Here is an 18,211-nt window from a genome sequence, read left to right on the forward strand (position 1 = left end):
TCATTATTGCGAGGCGCGTAATGATGTACTAGCGGAGGGTAGAATATGGATGATACTACAATTCTGGAAGTCGATTTAGATAAAATTATATATAATACCTCTCAAGTCGTAGAAAGATGTCACCGTTTGGGAATTGCAGTATTGGGAGTAACTAAAGGGTTTAGCGCTATGCATCAGATTGTATCAGCTATGGTAGAAGGAGGCGTTGATGGCTTAGCGGATGCCAGGCTTGAAAATATCATAGAGCTTCGCAAACGAAATTTTAACCAGGAAATGACATTATTAAGACTTCCACGATTAAGTAATGTTGAAACAATTATTCGGTATGCCGATACGAGTATTAATTCGGAAATGACAGTAATAAAGGCTCTATCGGAAACTGCCAAAAGGTTAGGAAAGAGACATAATATAATTTTAATGGTAGATGTAGGTGATCTTCGGGAAGGATTGATGATTGATCAAGTTCTTGATGCTGTGATGCAAATTTCTAGTTTAAAAGGAGTACATTTATTAGGCTTGGGGACGAATATGGGATGTTTTGGTGGAATCTTACCCAGTCCAGAAAATCTAGGGATTTTAGTTACATTAGTACAAGCGATAGAGAAAAAAGTAGGAATACGATTAGAAGTAATTTCAGGTGGTGGAACTTCTAGCTTATCTTTGGTAGAGAAGAACAATGTTCCTGTGGGAATTAATCAACTGCGTATTGGTGAGGGTATTTTGTTAGGTACGGATACAACGCATAACCGCAAAATACCCTGGTTGCTGCAAGATGCCTTTCTGCTTAGAGCTGAGGTAATTGAGGTAAAATGTAAGCCTTCTGTACCGACTGGAGACATTGGTAGAGATGCATTTGGGAATATACCTCAATTCATTGATAAGGGAGTACGTAATCGAGCGATTTTAGCTTTAGGTAAACAAGATGTGGATGTAGAAGGGATTGTTCCAGTCCGGGAAAGCATAAAAGTTATGGGGGCAAGTAGTGATCATTTAATTCTTGATATTACAGATTGTGAGGAACAAATAAAGGTAGGAGACGATGTTGAATTTTCCTTATCTTATTCTGGATTGCTTTCGGTGAGTGATTCTAGTTATGTTACAAAAAAATTCAAAAGAGGGATATTATGATTGAATTGGTGCAAAGTGTTGAACCGGCTTTGATAAAGCGATTAGTAGAGTTAGAAATAAGTGCCTTTGGTCATGGTGGAATGAATGAGTGGCATCTTGTTCCATTCATCAGGCACGGACGTGTTTTTATTATTCGCAAGGATCGAGAAATTGTTGGTTTGATTCAATACATGCTAGATTGGACGTGTCCTCAAAAAGCATATATGGTTGGCGTATCTACGGATAAAAAATGGCGGGGGCAAGGGCTGGGAACCAGGCTTCTGCAAGAGAGTTTTAAGAGCTTACATCAAGAAAATATTACAGAAATTGAATTAACAGTAGATCCGAATAATGTTGCAGCAGTCGCAATATATGAAAAAAAACTTGGATTTCAGATTATAGAACGTAGAGAGAATGAATATGGGATGGGGGAGAATCGGTTAGTAATGAAACTAACGCTTGCTGATTTTATGAATAAATCATAAAATAAAAATGGTTGACATAATTGGTTAAAACCATTATACTATTTAAGTAAGGTAATTACACAATGACTCCGTAGCCCAGCTGGATAGAGCGCTTGACTACGAATCAAGAGGTCGCAGGTTCGAATCCTGCCGGGGTCACCATAGATATTTCAAGGGTTTTACGAGGTTTTCGTAAAACCTTTTTTTCGTTTTTATAGCAGTTTGACAACAACCGTGACAACAACGCGGCCGAACTGCATTTTCTAAACGGTCAATGAAGTGGTGTTTCATGATTGAGTGGAGCAGCCGGAAAGGAAGAGTTGAGCCATGAGGCGATTTTTTCCTGGCCGCCGGATATCCTGTGGGTGTAGACATTAAGCAGCATTTGCGTGGTACTGTGGCCCAGTCTGTACTGAGCATCTTTGATACTGACGCCGTTGGCTGAAAGGCGACTGGCGTGGTCGTGGCGCAGTTTGTGAAAGCTAATGTTAAGTTTTGAGGTGTTTTCGCAATGAGGCGCAGACGCGTAAAGCCGGGCAATTGCCTGGTGTGGTAGCGGATGACAGATAACCGGTTTGTAAGTGTCACTGCCCGTAAGGTGAGTTGACGGTTACTATTCGATTTTCTCACAGGAAACACAGCAGCACGCTGATTGGCGTGCTGCTGTGTTTTGCAAGGGAAGCCGAAGAGTGCCGGGCAGCTCTTCTTTTTTTGTTTCAGTTTCGCTATTTAATTACCATTACGGGGATTTTGGTGTATGCTACCAGGGTACGCGCCACACTGCCCAGCAATAAGCCGGCAAAGCTACCCAGTCCCCTGGTACCGCAGATAATCAAGTCAGCCCGGTAGGAATCGGCAGGAAGCAAAATTTCTTTAACGGCATTGCCAAAGAGCGAATGCGTTGTGACCTCAACGTCGTTCGCCTCACAAATAGCCTGGGCTTCTAAAAGAATTTGCTTAATTTCCTGTTCCGCTGCTTCTCTCACTTCTGGAGACGCATAGGCGCCGGCGGACCGCGTACTAATGGCGGAGGGAACCAGAACCATGACCACGTCGATTGTCGCATGAGCGAGCTGCGCCATGTGAATGGCCCAGTCCAGTGCTTTCCTGCTGTGTTCGGAGCTGTCGTAGGCAACAACAATTTTTTTCAGATCAATCATTTTTCACTACCTCTTTTCCATAAATATACTTATCGTACCGCAGGATGAACCATATCTGTTAACGGCTGCCGTATACATGGTCATAGGTTAACGGGATACGGTTATTCAGGCTGTCGTAGGCTAACAATTTTTCCAAGGCAGTCATTCCTTGATGACCGCTTGCCATTGGCAGGTAATCGCGCGTCTAACCTCTGCTTGTCTTAATTGGGGCTTTGTTTGGGCTCGTCCATTGGGAAAATGTATCGGTTTCGCCCGGCACCAAGACCGGCATATAGAAGAAGTAACGTGATAATTAGCCATACGACAATAGAAGAAGTCCAGGTTTGCGTGTAATCAAATAGATAACCAATTATAATCGGACCTGCGGCCGCTAACAAATAGCCCACAGACTGAGCCATTCCCGATAACTCTGCAGCTTGGGCGCCATTGCTGCTGCGTAGCCCGATAAAAGTAAATGCTAAGCTGATGCAGGCACCTCCGCCAACTCCCATCAAGGCAACTGATGTAGTGAGCAGTATCATATTTTTACTCAGCAGAAGTCCAAGCAGTCCCATAAAATAGACCAGGCAGAAAATTGCCGTAATACCACGTTGGTCGTTGAGGCGATCAGCTAATATTGGTACGATAAAAGCGGCAGGGATGGCAATGATCTGGAAAAAAGACAGTAGCCAGCCGGCAGTTGCCATACTTAAGCCATGGCTTTGGAGAACTGCAGGAAACCAGGCAATGAAGCAATAAAAAAGAAATGACTGCAGCCCCATAAAGAAGGCCACTTGCCATGCCAGAGAAGAATGCCAAACTGAGTTAGCAGTGGAAGCTGGTTTTGCGACTTTCACTGCTCTTTCGCGATGATAAAGTTGAGGCAGCCAAAAGATGATGGCTGCTACAGCAACCAAGATCCACACCAGCAGGGACTGACGCCATCCCCAATGGAGATCGTTGGCAAGCGGCACGCTCATGCCAGATGAAATTCCCGCCGAGAGAGACATGGCAATTGAAAAAATACTGGTTATTAATCCTACTTTTTCGGGGAATTTTTGTTTTATAATACTGGGGATTAGAACATTACCAACCACAATTCCCGTACCAATCAGAAATGTTCCGGCGAACAAGGCGGCACTTCCTCCTGCAGAGCGCAGTAGTATGCCGGCAATTAATACAATAAGGCTAAGAAAGATGGCAAGTTCATTGCCTATTTTGGTGCCTAATTTAGAAGAGGGCAGCGAAAGTACGGCAAAGGTAAGCAATGGCAGTGTCGTAAGGAAACCAGTCATACCGTTTGAAATACCAAGATCGGACCGTATATCACTAACGAGCGGTCCTACTGCTGTCAGCGGAGTTCTTAAATTAGAAGCAATAAAGATAATTCCTAAAACGAGTAATACATTCTTGTGTTTTATCATGGGTGTAAAGTGTCCTTTCAGTTCTCAATATTCTTAATTAATTACAAATTATGATTGAATTATAGATGAAGTGATTGATAGATAAAAATGTATAATACTGCGCCGACCGCACACCACCATGGAGATACACTTTCGAGCCATCCAATGCTTGACACCGCCTTTACGTCACCATCGTCCGACTGATGGGAACAGTTATACTCGTGGCTCTACTAGCCCAGACCATCCATACATGTTTTTTATCACATTGTTCATGCACTGGCAGCATATCTCCTTAGTGGTTTATTCGCTGCCTATCGCCTTGTCGAGCCGGGCTTTGCTGATGTTATAGTCAAATAATGAGTTAGTATAGTTGGTTTTTGCCTGGTTTAGTGCCAGTTCGGCATCCATAACATCTAAATTGGTACCGACACCGGCACTATAAGCTCTTTGCGCAATAGCAAAATTCACACTGGCTTCTTCAACAGCTATCTTGTTGGTGCTTATTCGTTTTTCTGCTTCCTTCATACTCAAATAAGCATCGCTGATTTCCAAGGAAATGTTATCCTGTGTTTGTTGCGCTTGTTTCCGTGTGGCTAACTCGCCTGATTGTGCCTGCCTGATTTTGGCTTTGGTATTGCCGGAGTCAAAGAGATTAAATTGGGTTACCAACATAGCGGTCCAATCTCTGTTCGCCGTGCCTGCAAAGTCGTCATTATCCCAGGCCATGGTCCCGGTCAGCATAACCTTGGGATGTTGTCCGCTTTGGGCAATTTTGATTTGTGCTTCTTCTATTTTAATATTCGCCTGCTGTTGAGCCATCTCCGGACGATGCGCCAATCCATAGGAGGTAACGTCGTCAAGAGCCAAAGGATATTCTTGATAGATTAGCGGTTCTGTCAACGTAATTTCGCTGCGCAGGGGTAAGCCCATCGTTTTATTTAGGCTGTAGACGGCTAAATCATAATTGTTTTGCGTTTTTACTAAATCATTTTCCGCATTTGCCAGCCGAACCTTGGTTTGCAGTACGTCATGCCAGGGTGCCACGCCGATATCGTACATTTGCCGGACACGAGTAAGATGAGCGCTAAAATCATTCACCGTTTGTTTGGCAATTTCTAATAGGGTCTGGTTTTGCAGCATATTATAATAACCTGTACTGGCCTCTAACTTGAGATGCTGTTTGGTGGCTGTGATTTCAAGCTGAGACACCCTGTGACTGAGTTTCGCTTGTTCAATTGCGTTTTCCGCTTTGCCGCCAGTGTAGAGCGGAAGGCTGGCGATGATCTGGTTGCTGAAATAGTTATAGGGGGAGACGGCTGCCGGGGAGGGTGACCACGTGGGCGGAGAATTTGAACGCATATCTGTATGAGTATAATCAATGGATATATTTTTATTGGTTTGTGCCTCTTTCAGCGCCCAAACCGACTGTTCTTGGCGCGCTTCTGCAATTTGCAATGCCGGATTATTCTTATAAGTCAGAGCAATACTCGCATCAAGTGAGAGCTCCAGCGGCGCTGCCAGGGCAGTTTGGCAAAATATAACGAAAGCTGTAACCGCCACAAAGACTGTTTTAACGAGAATAAATGGTGATTTCATGGTTTCTCCTTTCGATTGGAATATTTTAAATTTATCTTGTTTTGCCCGCGATCTTTAGATAAGCAGCACAGTGACAGGGCAATGCGGCGTATCTGTTATTATGCTGCATTGGCCGCTGTCAGTGAGCTTAACTGAGATAAAGAATCCTTGATACTCAGAACAGGATGGGTGCAAAATTGCGGGTGGAATTTACAAAAGTTGAAGCAACAGCAACAGCAACAGTACGCTGTTTGAGGCGTATTGTTGCTGTTTTATCTGTCCTGAGCTTCGTGGGCATCATCACTTTTTCTATCTATTCGTTATCATTGCATATCAGGTTTATTGATTAATTGGCTGTCTGGTAGGCTCTGGTGGAGTGTTGTGTATGCGGGTATCCGGCTGTGCCTTATACCAGGTAGCATACATAACCGGCAGCACCAGCAAAGTCAAGATGGTTGCTCCCAATAAACCGCCGCCGATGGCAATCGCCATGGAGCCCCATAAAGTACTGGATATCAGCGGAATCATGCCTAGGATAGCGGCTGCGGCTGTTAGCAAAATAGGGCGAAAGCGGCTGATTGTCGCTTCCACAATAGCGTCCCATAGCGAGTCGCCGGCCACCAGATATTGTTCAATCTGTTCCATCAATATAACGGCATTGCGCATAATAATACCGAACAAGGCCAGAATTCCCAATTGGACCACAAATCCCATAGGACTTCCGGTGAGGAGGAGACTGATGGATACACCGATAATACCAAGCGGCGCTGTTAAGAGGGTTAACAGCATTTTCGGTATACTTTGCAGCTGCGTCATGAGCAGAATCATAATTACAATCATCATGGCTGGGATGGGCTCCGCCAGGAACTTGCTGCTTTTAATACTGCGTTCCGTTGCACCGTCAAATTCAATGAAATAGCCGGCTGGCAGACTGCTTCTGAGTTCCTGGAGGCTGCCGTAAACTTGCTTGGTCACGTCCGAGCCGGTAAGTTTAGACGTGGGATTCAGTTCCGCCTGTACCATAATCATGGGTAGCAGGTCGCGCCGGTAAATTAAGCCTTCTTCGGCGTCATAACGGATGGTGGCGATTTGGTCAAGCGGGACATATTTGCCGTTGCCGATATGGATGTTGAGGTCTTTTATCCGTTCAGGGTTATTACGGTCCTCTTCCGCAAATCGGAGAACCATGCTGACGGTTTTATCATGCTCACGAAATTCGGCAATAGGTGCTCCAGACAACTGGGTTTGGAGGGATGCGGCCAATTCATGGGAACTGAGTCCGAGAGCTTTTGCTTTTGCCTGGTCAATCTCCAAGTGGAGCACTTTGCTTTTCTCATTCCAGTTGAGGTTTACGTTTTGTGTAGCCGGATGGGCAGCCATGACGGTGCGGGCTTGTTCAGCGATTTCACGAACTTTTTCATGGTCAGGGCCTTTTATCCGCAGCATCACCGGATAATCGGGTCCCGTTCCAGTGAATAATAACTTTATATGCCCTCGAACGCCTGTAAATTCGGTGTTTAATAATTGCTCGGCTTTTTGGGCCAGTGTATTACGGGCTTGAACATCCTTGGCCACTACAATGAATTCAGCGAAATTCGATTTATTGAAGGTTGGTTCAAAACTGAGCACAAAGCGGGGAGCTCCTTCACCTACATGATAGGTGTAATAGGAAATATTCGGGTCGCCGTCCAATTCTTTAGCAAACTGGCGGGCCACTTCCACGGTGTTGGTCAGCGAAGCTCCTTCCTGTAATTTGAGCTGGATGACGAGTTCCGGACGGCTGGAAGCAGGAAAAAATTCCTGTTTGACCAATCCCAAGAGAAAGATAGAGCCGATAAATACGGCGGCAGTAGCTGTTAGTACGGTTTTGCGGTGACGCATGCACCAAAGTAACAAGCGTTTAAATCGCCGATAAAACGGGGTGTCATAAAGGTCATGGTGCGCATTGCTTTCATCGGCTGTTTGCTGGGCCGATTTTATTTTAATAAACTGGTACCCGAGCAAAGGCGTGACTGCTCCGGCAACCAGCCAGGAAGCAATGAGGGCGAAGAATATAACCCAAAAGAGAGTGACGCAAAAGTCAGCGGCAAGCCCTTTGGAAAAACCGATAGGAATAAAACCTGCGCAGGTTATTAACGCACCGGTCAAACGGGGATAGGCGGTAGAGGTATAGGAAAAACAAGCAGCGTCAAAGCGGCTCCAGCCTTGCTCCAGCTTGACGATCATCATTTCAGTGGCGATGATGGCATCATCGACCAACAAGCCTAGCGCAATGATGAGAGCCCCCAGCGATATGCTCTGCAGGGCGATGCCTGTCAGGTACATTAAGGTAAAGGTAATGGCAATGACCAAAGGAATGGTTAGGGCCACGACCACGCCGGACCGCATACCCAGACTGGCAAAGCTTACGATTAAGACGATGACGATCGCTTCCACCAGGGATTCAACAAATTCGCCGATGGAGGATTTCACAACTTTCGGCTGATTGACAGTTTGATTGATTTCCAGCCCGGCCGGCAGTTCTTGTTTTATTTGGGAGAGAGTGCTATCAAGATTTTTACCCAGTGTCAGAATGTTGCCGCCGGGTTCCATCGCCAGCGAAATGCCGACCGCCGGCTGACCGTTATAGAACATTTTCGGGTTGGATGGTTCGGCATAGGCGCGAGTCACCTTGGCTATGTCTCCCAGACGGAAGGTGCGGCCACCAGCCTGAATGGGCGTAGTGCGGATGTCTTCCAGATTTTCAAACATCCCGGTAATTCGTAAGTAAGCATTGTCCGATACCGTTTCCAGCATGCCGGCGGCGGCCATGGCATTTTGCTCCTTTAAGGCGGCTGTAATTACGGACGGATCAAGACCTAAACGGGCCAGTTTGCTATTTTCGATTTCAATATAGATTTTTTCGGTTTGCACCCCCAGGAGCTGGACTTTGCTCACACTGGGAACGCTTAAGAGAACGCGGCGGATTTTTTCGGCTCTTTCCCGCATTTCCTCGTAGGTATACCCATCGCCGGTCAGCGTATAGATCACGCCATATACTTCATCGAACCGATCATTAAAGCTGGGTTGTGAAACGCCTTCCGGGAAGGTTCCTTTGATATCATTCACCATATTGCGGGCTTCCACCCATCTGGCCCGAAGTTCCTTGGCGGGCACCTGATCTTTGAGATTGACGTAAATCACCGTATATCCCGGTGTAGAGTAACTTTTCAGATAGTCAAGCCCAGGAAGGTCCTGCAGTTTCTTTTCAATTTTATCCGTAACCTGCTCTTCCATCTGGCTGGCGGTGGCTCCTGACCAGGCAACGCTGACAATCATTTGTTTAATGGCAAAATCCGGGTCTTCCATGCGTCCCACATTCTGATAGGAGAAGAGGCCGGCCACAAAAAAGAGGATGATAAAGAAATAAATGAATTGTTTGTGGTTTAATGACCAGGCGGTAAGGTTAAAATGGCTCATAGGGCATCACCGGTTGTTTTTACCCTCTGTCCTTCTTTCAATTTATGAACGCCGGCGCTGACAATCAGGTCGCCTGACTGCAGTCCAGCCAGTACCTGGATAGTGCCATTACCGAAGGGCCCGGTTTGGATGGGGCGCAGTGTCAGAATATTGTCGTTCACGACCCAGACGGCGGGCGTATCGCCAGTCTGATAGAGTGCAGACAGTGGAATGGAAAATGCAGTATGGGCAGCGCCGCCGGCTAAGGAAACGGTGGCCGTCATACCCAGTTTGACAGTTGGCGGCGGATTGAGCAGGCTGACGCGCACTTTGAAGGTACGAGTCGTCGGGTCAGCCATGGGCGCGATTTCTCGCACCTTGCCGTCCAATGTCATGTTAGGCAAGGCCCAGAAGGTAATGTGGAGCTGTTCGGCGGCTTTTAGTTCTTCCAGCCGGTTTTCAGGAACATTGATTTCGATTTCCTGCTCTCCGTCTTGGATAACGGTGACAACCGTCTGGCTGGCGCTGACAACCTGGCCGGCCTCGGCGGTGATTGCGGAGACAACCCCTGCTTGATCGGCTTTCAATAAGGTGTAATCCAGCTGATTAGCGCCTTGCGTATACTGGGCCCCTGCCTGCTGCACAGCAGCCGCCGCTGCATCATAGGCATTGACATACTGGTCATACTGAGCGCGGCTGATCGCGCCGCTGTCCAGTAATTCCCGGTAGCGGCTCAAATTGCTTTCCGCCAGCCTAAGTTGTGATTGGGCGGAATATACCTGAGCAGAATTACTGCTTACCGTCTGCTGAATGTCTTTAGCATCAATCTGCATCAGCACATCGCCGGCATTGACTACGCTGCCTAGCTGCACATTGCGTTTGATGATCTTACCGGTGACTTGGAAGGCCAGCTGGCTTTCCAAGAGGCCGCGTACTTCACCGGCATAGCTATAACCCTGCCTTGCAGTTACTGGCTGGACGACCTGGGTACGGACCACTGGAAGGTTTTCTGGTTTACTGGTTGTTTTTGCAAAATGTGTTTTTGCCATGACTCCGGCCAGTAGGCATCCTACCGCTAAGGCGGCCAGGGCATAGTAACGTTTTTTTCGGCTGAGATTCAGTCGCATGTTGAACATAGAAACACTCCTTATCGTATATAATCTGTTTTTTCGGAAGAGAATTTACGGTGCGCGCCGGGCGATGCCAAACAGCAGAATGTCCAATAACTCCGTCAGCCATTATTTGCACTAGCTTGGTATCGACAGGGCGCAGCTGGCCTCTGGCATGCCCGAATTAATGGCGGCAGCAATTCTCTGCCACTGGCTCTTGCGTAGCTCCATGATGCTGCCCCATTCCTCCGGGTAATGCCGTTTTAAATCAAACAGAGCGTTCTGGCTGAAAACGGTGAATAATTCACGGTATGTAGCGAGAAACAAAATATAAAGACAAATCGTTGGCAGAGAAGCCTGGTTGAAGCAGCAGGCATTTATTTATAAAAAAGTTCACCAGGTGAACGATAACTTTAAAAGATAAGGATGTCGTTCGCATATTTTCGCAAAGGATATCCTTGTTGCTGAAGCATTGTATTTTAGCTGTAACCAGATAAACTTAATTTGATTATATGGCGATGTACACCAGGTGAACGATTTATTTTACTACAGGCAATAAAATAAATGAATAGGCAAAGAGCCAATCAGACCACATTGCTGCGTGACGTCGTATTCACTAGTAAATCTTCCTTTCTCCAGATTGTTTTTTTGCTAAAAGAGAAATAGATGTTGCAGTTCGGCATTAGAGAAATAGTGAAGTGTATGATTGGTTTCGATAATCAGTCGTTGGGAAAGTCGGATAGGAAGGGCTTTAAATGCAAAATATTTTTTCTAAAAAAGTTAACCAGGTGAACGATAATGAAGAATAATTAGAATGCCGGTGGAGAAGGCTTATTTTGCCGGCATTTGTTGCTAAAGATCTCGTTATTCAAATTTCAATATGGGCTAACAGGGTAAACTATAAAGTGAATTTTTTATTCCTGCTGCTCCATGTGGTCAATATACTGATCCAGCTCTTGCAGGATATCGCTGAGAAACAAATATTCTTCCGGCGTTAATGAATTAATTTTTTTCATAATGCCATTGTCAAAGGTTTCGTGAAATTCGAAGTGTTGTTGAACGGCAATCCGGCCTTTGTCCGTCAATTCCAAAAGAATATTTTTTTTATTGCCGGTTTCCTGATAACGGTAGACCAGATCTTTTTGGATGAGTTTATGGATGACCTTTGGCAGGGCGCTTTTGAAAATACCTTGTCGGTCTGCCAGTTCGGTCACGGTTATGCCTGGATGTTTGCCAATCATGTCGAGGGTATGAATTTCTGATGAGTATAAGAGGCTGTCTGTGCCAAATTTTTTTGGCTGTTTCATTGTCTCAAAAAATTTCCTTGACAATCTGAATAAAAATTTCAACATTTCTTTTCTTTGTTCCACCATTGTTTTAACCTCATATCGTTAGTAATATGTCATGTTTTGATGTTCTATGATTATATTGTACACCAGGTGAATTATTTGTCAAGCAAATTGCTACAGGCAACTCACAATGACCGGAGGAGAGGCCGGAGCAGTAAATTTGGGCTGCTCCACTTAGAGGTAAAAAAAGATGGCTACCACTCTATGTCCGGCCGTCCGCTCTTTGCGGCGCTCTGCTGTTGTTTCGCTAGCGGCCAAATTATTTGGGGGGGACGCGGCCACGGCAGGGCCCTTCACTCAGCTTAGAAGCAATTGGACGGCGGCGGCACCAGACGGCCCGGTTACGCTGGGACGGACTCACCCCCTGCCCCCCTCCCGAGGAACAAACGGGAGGGGAAATTCGGCGCTTCGTTGCCAGGTGGCTGATCAGACGGTTTACCATGAGCAACTGCCAAAAGCGCGCGGTCGCACATCGTAAGCCTGCCCGGATGCGCTTGCAGGCTGGGTAGGGAAGGCACCGGCCACGGTGGTTGGCCACACCCTCATAAAAATATGCAACTGGTTAGGAAAAACTTTCTTTGTATAGCTCCACTTAGAGCCCCGATGATTTGGTGTAGAAGTATTAGTACGATCTGCTCCCAAAGAAAAACGTCCCGCCGCCGAACTCGCGCTCGAATCCCATACCGCCGCGTCTCGTGCGGACGGACCTTTTGGCAGCAAGGGAGCCGCTGACGATGAACGGAGGTGTGGCGTATGTGGGGCTAGCTGGTGTGACAGTGGCGAGTAGAGGTTGCGTTGTGGGGGGTGCTACTGGAACAAGCTAGACCGGGATGACCGTAACCCCCGTCCAAGCACACCGCCTTTTTTCAACGGGTTCTATATGCCCAGTAGGATTTTAAGAATTTTCTGGCTTACATTTGCGACAAGATATTCCGGCGGAGGTTCCCAGTTCTGGCCTTGATGTAAAACCGTTTGCACAGCCCGTAAGATTGCCGCGGGGTCACAACCGGCAAGCTGATTGCTGCCGGCTTCCAAGGTTTCCGGTCGTTCGGTCACATCCCGCAGCGTCACATTCGGTGTTTTATAAAGACAGCACTCCTCCTGAACTGTGCCGCTATCACTCAAAACACAGTAGGCGTTTTGCTCCAACAATACAAAATCAAACAGACCTAATGGTTCCACGATCTGGATGCCTATTCCGGCAAAGGTCTTTTTCTGTTTTGCCAGCTGGGAGCGGGTGCGAGGATGCAGACTGCAAATCAGCGGCAGCCCATATGCTGCATAGAGTCCATGCAGGGCTGTGATGAATTTCTCCAGACGGTCCCCGTCGTCGACATTTTCCGTTCGGTGCAGGGTTACTAGAAAATAGCCTTGGGCAGCAACACCCATCGCCTGAAGCACCTGGCTTTGTAAAATTTTGTCTGCGTAATGGCTGAGAACCTCGCCAATGGGATTGCCCGTAACATAAATACGGTTGCCGTCGATGCCTTCCCTCAGCAAATTAGCCCGGCTTCGCTCCGTGTAAGGCAATAGAATATCACTGCAATGATCGACAATCCGGCGGTTGCTTTCTTCCGGTACCCGGTCATCATAACAACGGTTGCCTGCCTCCATGTGGTAAACCGGAATGCGCAGTCGTTTGGCGACCAGCGCCGCTAAGGCGCTGTTAGTATCTCCCAGTATCAGTAGGCGATCGGGCCTTTCCTTTAACATTACCTGTTCACAACCGCGGAGTATCTCGCCTATTTGGCCCATCGCGGTCTGTGATTGGCAGTCCAGCAGATAATCCGGAGAACGCAGCTTTAGTTCCGTGAAAAATATATCACTCAAGGTCCGGTCAAAGTTTTGGCCGGTATGCACAAGAATATGCTCACAAAGGTCGTCCAGGAGAGGAATAATCCTGCTTAAGCGAATAATTTCCGGACGTGTGCCCAAAATGGTCATAATCTTCATCACAGCAACCCCCTTCCATTTTCAAATGTCTATGATCTAAGATTAAATTTTAACTTGGGAGGTCATTAAAACTATGGATTACGAAATAGTTATAATATCAAACAGACCTCACCTTAGTCAGGGAGCGCAATCGTGTTTAGCGGGCTTGAATAGCAGGATATTTGATGACACAAATTACACCTCGTTTTCATTAAATTTTGAGGGGGGAAGGGTTCAATGAAAGTTTTGCGAGCAAAACTTTCATTTGAACCCTTCCCCTTTATTACTTTTGATAAAGTTTACTTTTCCTGCCAGGATAATTGCGCCTGCCGTTTGCGGCAAATCGTTAAGCCTGCAGGAACAGGAATCGTCATTAATTCATAGTTGCGTGTGTCCTGTGCCAAGATTTCTATCGCCTGACAAGCGGTTCCGCACCAATTGGGGTCCATCATGGCCTCGTCTTTCGGATGGGTATCATGCAGCAAAATGAGACCGTGGGGAGCCACAAAAGGGAAAAAATTCAGAAAGTCCTGTAACACCGCCGCTTGCGAATGATCGGCATCGATGAATAGCATATCAATCTGCAGAGGCCTTACCGCTAATTCCCTTGCAAAATCCTGTGTTGTCCCCTTAAAAAAGCGAGTTTTCGAAGATTGTTGCATGGCTTGCCCGGCTTCCGCGCTGATATCCACGCCAACTAATTGCTCCGCAAAAGGGATAATGCGGTTAAAAAGATAACACCGGTATAACCCAAGCTCCACGTAGACCTTCGGCTGTATGACACCAGCCAAATGAACAATAAAGTCTTCATGCCAGTTTAATTTCACGAATTTTTCAGCCCCCTTGACTTGCGCATATTTTATAACGCCCCATTCTCGGCCTTCATTTCTAACGATTTGACCAATACGGGAAAAATAGAGGTTTTTGTTATATTCCCATTCGGGCGGACCACCATTTTCATAATAGCCGTCTGGCCGGGGGTGGTACAAGTGCACCGTGGACGCATCGGTTTGACAATAATTGCAGCCGTTGCTTAATAAGCGTTGGATAAAATCATTGTCATCATAGGCCATGCCTACAAAATCCTCATCGTATCCCCCAATCGTAAAATACTGGCTGCGATGTAAGGCCATCAAAAACGGCAGCTTGACATTTAAGTCAACGCATTTGTCATAGATATCAGGGTCAGAGGTTCCATCATTGTTATTTATATATTCCAGAAAAGCTCCATCGCGGTCATCTTTGCCCACTGGAATACCCAGTAATTTGGGATTATCTAAGATAGGCGGCACAAGCTTAGCGATGGTATCATTGTTATGAAACATTTCCGCGCAGCCGATAATCAAAATATCCCCGGAAGAGTGCTTTACGCCAATATTCATCGCAAAACCGGGTACCCGCCACACCATCTTGCCGTTTAGATTTCTGTGTCCGGTAAATACATACTTCAAATTAAGTTTTCCCTTAAACTCGTTACAAACCTCTTCGGTCTCATCCTGTAATCCATCATTAACCACAATGACTTCAAAATCAAAGGGTATGGTCTGGCGGGTTAAGGACCATAAACCCCATCTTAACAAGTGCACTCTTTGAAAGGTAGTCATAATTATGGATACTTTAGGCCGGGTTATTTTTCTTTTCCGGTTTTGTTCAGCCATTCGTTCCTGAAAGACCGTGGTCAGCAACCGGTGCCATTTCTCCGTGGCATCCGGCGTATCGGGAATTACGTCAAAATCATACTCCGCATAGGAGTGCGCGGTTTGCAAGGAGTTGGTCACAAGCCTGTTTGCTTGCCGCAAGTTGGTCTCTTGCTGCTCGGTTGTCGCACCCGCTGACCGGAGATCATCTTGTAAAAAAGCAATGGTATAGCGATTGGGATCAATGATATCCATATGCGTGGCGTTTTGAATGATGACTTCCACGTTTGGGTAATGTTCTGCCAGATAGCTTTGGGCATGGGCGGCATAATCGTCCTGGATATCGGCCAAAGGCGCATCAAGACCAACAGAAGCAGGTAAGGACGCCAGCAGGGCATCTCCAAAATCTTGTGCTGCTAGTGATCCCATAGCAAGGGCAACTTTTACTTGGCCTGGTGTAGTTTCCGACGGTTCCGGACTACCCAGTTCGCCCCACTGGAAATGATAAACAATGCTGTTAAAGGCGGTTTGATGTTTGATTCCAACGGGCTGCAGTTTCATCATCAAGACCGTATCGCCGGCGATGCATGTTTCTCCCCGCCGGGCAATGACCGGTTTATAAAGATTGCTGCCCATAAGCACCTGTCCTTCCGGATAGCCTCCGACCCGCTGAAAATACTCCTTACGGATCAAGAGAGGCATATACAGGCCGCCGTCCGCTACTTTGGCTTCGGTCAATTCACGGGCATACTGTTGAAACTCGCTTTCTTGATAGGATGCATAATCCTGGCCAAAGTTTCTTTCCACACCGTATTGACCACTAGGCAATCTTCCGGATTCAACCAAGCGGGAAACGACGCAGTTTGTTCCGTTATAAGCCTGCCATAGATGATCAAACCAACCCGGCGTAAAGGCCATGTCGGAATTAATAAAAACGACGAAATCTCCCCGGGCCCTGTCAGCCGCAAAATTATAGGCCCGGTAAACATTATTAACATACCACTCCTCTTGTTGCTCAGGAGTGTTTGTATAAATATAATGCGGTATATAGTTATCCCGCAAATGACTAAGCACGGCGTCGTTAGCGTCATTGGCGACAAAGAAAAACTCCTTGTCAGTCATGTCCGTATATCTAAAGACCTGCTCATAAACGAAATCCAACCACTCAACGCTTTTATAGACTAAACATACAATGGAAAATTTCGGCCTAAATACTTCTTCCCGGTATTGTTCTACATAGGCCAGGGCCTCAACGAATTTCAAAGGCTGTGGCGCTTCATCATCGATCCACAAACCTTCCGGGAATAGCTCACAGGGAACCTTTGCCAGAGTCAGGCTATCTTCACTGATCAAACGGTCAAGCATATCATAGCCGCGTTGTCCGTGAGATCTGTAAATCAGATATTTATAGGCCAAGTGCTGCTGCGAAGCGAATCCGTAATGCAGTACCTGAATGTCTTCCGCCCAGGCCATGTGTTGAATTGTCACAGGATGAGGCTTTTGATGGAGCCCCGGTTTCGGCTCACTAAAGCAAATGCCGGGGACGACCCGCCATAGACGGCAAAACCAACCCAAGTCAAATAAACTGTCTAAACGTCGCCAGGAATGACTGCGCCACAGATTCAGCTCATGAAAGCACACGCCATCCAGCTGTCGTTCTTCACAGGTTTTACACCATTCTTGCAGACAATGTGCGGCATTGGCAGTCAAAACCTCGTCCGCATCCAGCCATAAGATAAAATCCGGGTTCAGCTTTAGGGCCTCCTGCAGCAGGAGCTGTTTATGGTTTTGCTCATTAATAAAATCATTATTTGCAGTGCGCAGGACATAGGGGGTTTGCTGCAACATATATTCAAAGCTGCCGTCGGTACTGCCGTCATCATAGACGACTAAATCATCCACTAGGGGTTTTACATACGCTGCAAACCGCTCCAAGTTACCTTTACACATTTCATTATAGATCTGGCAAATACATACAATCTTATATTTTTTCATCGCAAAAATTCTCCATCTGTTTTATCCTCCTGACCAATCAACAAACGGTGTTTTGTCAATAAGGCCAACGTTTCTGCAGAAGTCATGACAAAATCACCGGAGCTATATTCTTTTGATAACGCCTGTAGCCCCGGATCTGTTTTAATCAATTCGGGAAGCATCGGCTTGATTGCATAATAATTGCCACGATCATAGGTCCGCCAGGCCTCTTCTTCCGAAACGAGAATTTCATGCACCTTTTCTCCCGGACGAATGCCAGTATATTTTATGGATATATTTCTGTCTCTCATCATGGCTTTGGCCACATCGACAATACGGGCCGCGGGAATTTTCGGTATATAAATTTCACCGGGCTGAGCTCCTTCGAGGGCGGCAAAAATGGTATCAACCGCACTTTCCAGGGGCAATAAGAACCTGGTCATTTCCTTGATCGTAATTGTAACAGGGCCGCCATGCTTGATTTGCTCATGGAACAGGGGAATTACAGAACCCCTGGATGCTAGCACATTGCCATAGCGTACGCAAATAAACCTCGTCTGGGGAATGGTCACATTGGCAGCAATAAATAGCCGCTCTTGGAGGGCCTTGGAGATACCCATGGCATTCACTGGCTTGCAGGCTTTATCCGTAGAGACTCCAACCACCGTTTCTATGGAAAGCTTATGTTCACGTATCGCCCGGATGATATTTTCCGCGCCAAGCACATTGGTCAATACCGCTTCATAGGGAAAGTACTCACAAGAAGGCACCTGTTTGAGGGCGGCGGCATTTATGACAATGTCCGCGTCCCTTAAAACGGAGCAAACGGAATGATACTCACGGATGTCCCCGATTCTGAACTCAATTAGTCGGGCAAAATTGTCATAAACCACCTCATCGGTAGCCTTGCTTTTGTGTTGGTATTCTATCCGCATAGCGTGCTGTTTCGCTTCATCTCGCGAGAAGATGATAATCTTCCGAGGGGAACCGAGTTCCTTTTGTAAGAGCCGATGAGTTAACACTTTACCCAGTGAACCCGTACCACCGGTAATGACAATCACTTTATTATCGAATAGCGTCATGT

General features: G+C 46.5%; 13 protein-coding genes and 1 tRNA gene. 4 read left to right on the forward strand and 10 right to left on the reverse strand.

The genetic code is table 11. The features are described from left to right. Nucleotides 1-45 precede the first annotated feature (45 nt). The 3 genes from FR7_RS08080 (at nt 46) to FR7_RS08090 (ending at nt 1,733) form a co-directional block, all read left to right on the forward strand. On the forward strand, nt 46-1,128 hold the full coding sequence (locus FR7_RS08080; protein WP_007930650.1) for an alanine/ornithine racemase family PLP-dependent enzyme: 1,083 nt from the start codon (nt 46-48) through the stop codon (nt 1,126-1,128). Beyond that, nucleotides 1,125-1,592 (forward strand): GNAT family N-acetyltransferase, encoded by a 468-nt coding sequence (locus tag FR7_RS08085; RefSeq protein WP_007930648.1) that lies wholly within the window; start codon nt 1,125-1,127, stop codon nt 1,590-1,592. The genes FR7_RS08080 and FR7_RS08085 overlap by 4 nt, the downstream gene beginning before the upstream one ends. A gap of 64 nt (nt 1,593-1,656) precedes the next feature. Then, a tRNA-Arg gene (locus tag FR7_RS08090) sits at nt 1,657-1,733 on the forward strand. 109 nt (nt 1,734-1,842) lie between these two features. Here the strand turns inward: FR7_RS08090 and FR7_RS24615 are convergent. The 7 genes from FR7_RS24615 to FR7_RS08120 all read right to left on the reverse strand — a co-directional run bounded on the left by FR7_RS24615 (nt 1,843) and on the right by FR7_RS08120 (nt 11,608). Continuing rightward, nucleotides 1,843-2,139: a tyrosine-type recombinase/integrase gene (locus FR7_RS24615; protein WP_081489998.1), complete on the reverse strand. Its 297-nt coding sequence runs from the start codon at nt 2,137-2,139 to the stop codon at nt 1,843-1,845. 157 nt (nt 2,140-2,296) lie between these two features. After that, nucleotides 2,297-2,731: a universal stress protein gene (locus FR7_RS08095; RefSeq protein WP_007930647.1), complete on the reverse strand. Its 435-nt coding sequence runs from the start codon at nt 2,729-2,731 to the stop codon at nt 2,297-2,299. Nucleotides 2,732-2,931: 200 nt separating this feature from the next. Beyond that, nucleotides 2,932-4,134 (reverse strand): CynX/NimT family MFS transporter, encoded by a 1,203-nt coding sequence (locus FR7_RS08100; RefSeq protein ID WP_007930646.1) that lies wholly within the window; start codon nt 4,132-4,134, stop codon nt 2,932-2,934. Nucleotides 4,135-4,413: 279 nt separating this feature from the next. Further along, nucleotides 4,414-5,709: a TolC family protein gene (locus FR7_RS08105; protein WP_007930645.1), complete on the reverse strand. Its 1,296-nt coding sequence runs from the start codon at nt 5,707-5,709 to the stop codon at nt 4,414-4,416. Between the two features lie 318 nt (nt 5,710-6,027). Beyond that, nucleotides 6,028-9,147, reverse strand: coding sequence for an efflux RND transporter permease subunit (locus tag FR7_RS08110; RefSeq protein ID WP_007930644.1), 3,120 nt, complete (start codon nt 9,145-9,147; stop codon nt 6,028-6,030). Continuing rightward, a complete protein-coding gene (locus tag FR7_RS08115; RefSeq protein ID WP_007930642.1) occupies nt 9,144-10,262 on the reverse strand; it encodes an efflux RND transporter periplasmic adaptor subunit in 1,119 nt (372 codons plus the stop codon). The genes FR7_RS08110 and FR7_RS08115 overlap by 4 nt, the downstream gene beginning before the upstream one ends. A gap of 887 nt (nt 10,263-11,149) precedes the next feature. Continuing rightward, on the reverse strand, nt 11,150-11,608 hold the full coding sequence (locus FR7_RS08120; RefSeq protein WP_007930630.1) for a MarR family transcriptional regulator: 459 nt from the start codon (nt 11,606-11,608) through the stop codon (nt 11,150-11,152). Between the two features lie 671 nt (nt 11,609-12,279). Between FR7_RS08120 and FR7_RS24430 the strand changes: the two genes are divergently transcribed. Next, a complete protein-coding gene (locus FR7_RS24430) occupies nt 12,280-12,408 on the forward strand; it encodes a hypothetical protein (protein WP_269085742.1) in 129 nt (42 codons plus the stop codon). Between the two features lie 52 nt (nt 12,409-12,460). Here FR7_RS24430 and wecB read toward each other — a convergent pair whose 3' ends face one another. The 3 genes from wecB to FR7_RS08140 form a co-directional block, all read right to left on the reverse strand. Then, a complete protein-coding gene (gene wecB / locus FR7_RS08130) occupies nt 12,461-13,537 on the reverse strand; it encodes a non-hydrolyzing UDP-N-acetylglucosamine 2-epimerase (RefSeq protein ID WP_007930629.1) in 1,077 nt (358 codons plus the stop codon). 278 nt (nt 13,538-13,815) lie between these two features. Further along, a complete protein-coding gene (locus FR7_RS08135; RefSeq protein ID WP_007930628.1) occupies nt 13,816-17,148 on the reverse strand; it encodes a glycosyltransferase in 3,333 nt (1,110 codons plus the stop codon). Then, nucleotides 17,145-18,209, reverse strand: a complete 1,065-nt coding sequence (locus FR7_RS08140; protein ID WP_007930627.1) for a polysaccharide biosynthesis protein — start codon at nt 18,207-18,209, stop codon at nt 17,145-17,147. Before FR7_RS08140 ends, FR7_RS08135 begins: the two co-directional genes overlap by 4 nt. Nucleotides 18,210-18,211: the final 2 nt, after the last annotated feature.

It is taken from the genome of Pelosinus fermentans DSM 17108, from assembly GCF_000271485.2.
In the GTDB taxonomy this organism is placed as follows: Bacteria; Bacillota; Negativicutes; order DSM-13327; family DSM-13327; genus Pelosinus; species Pelosinus fermentans.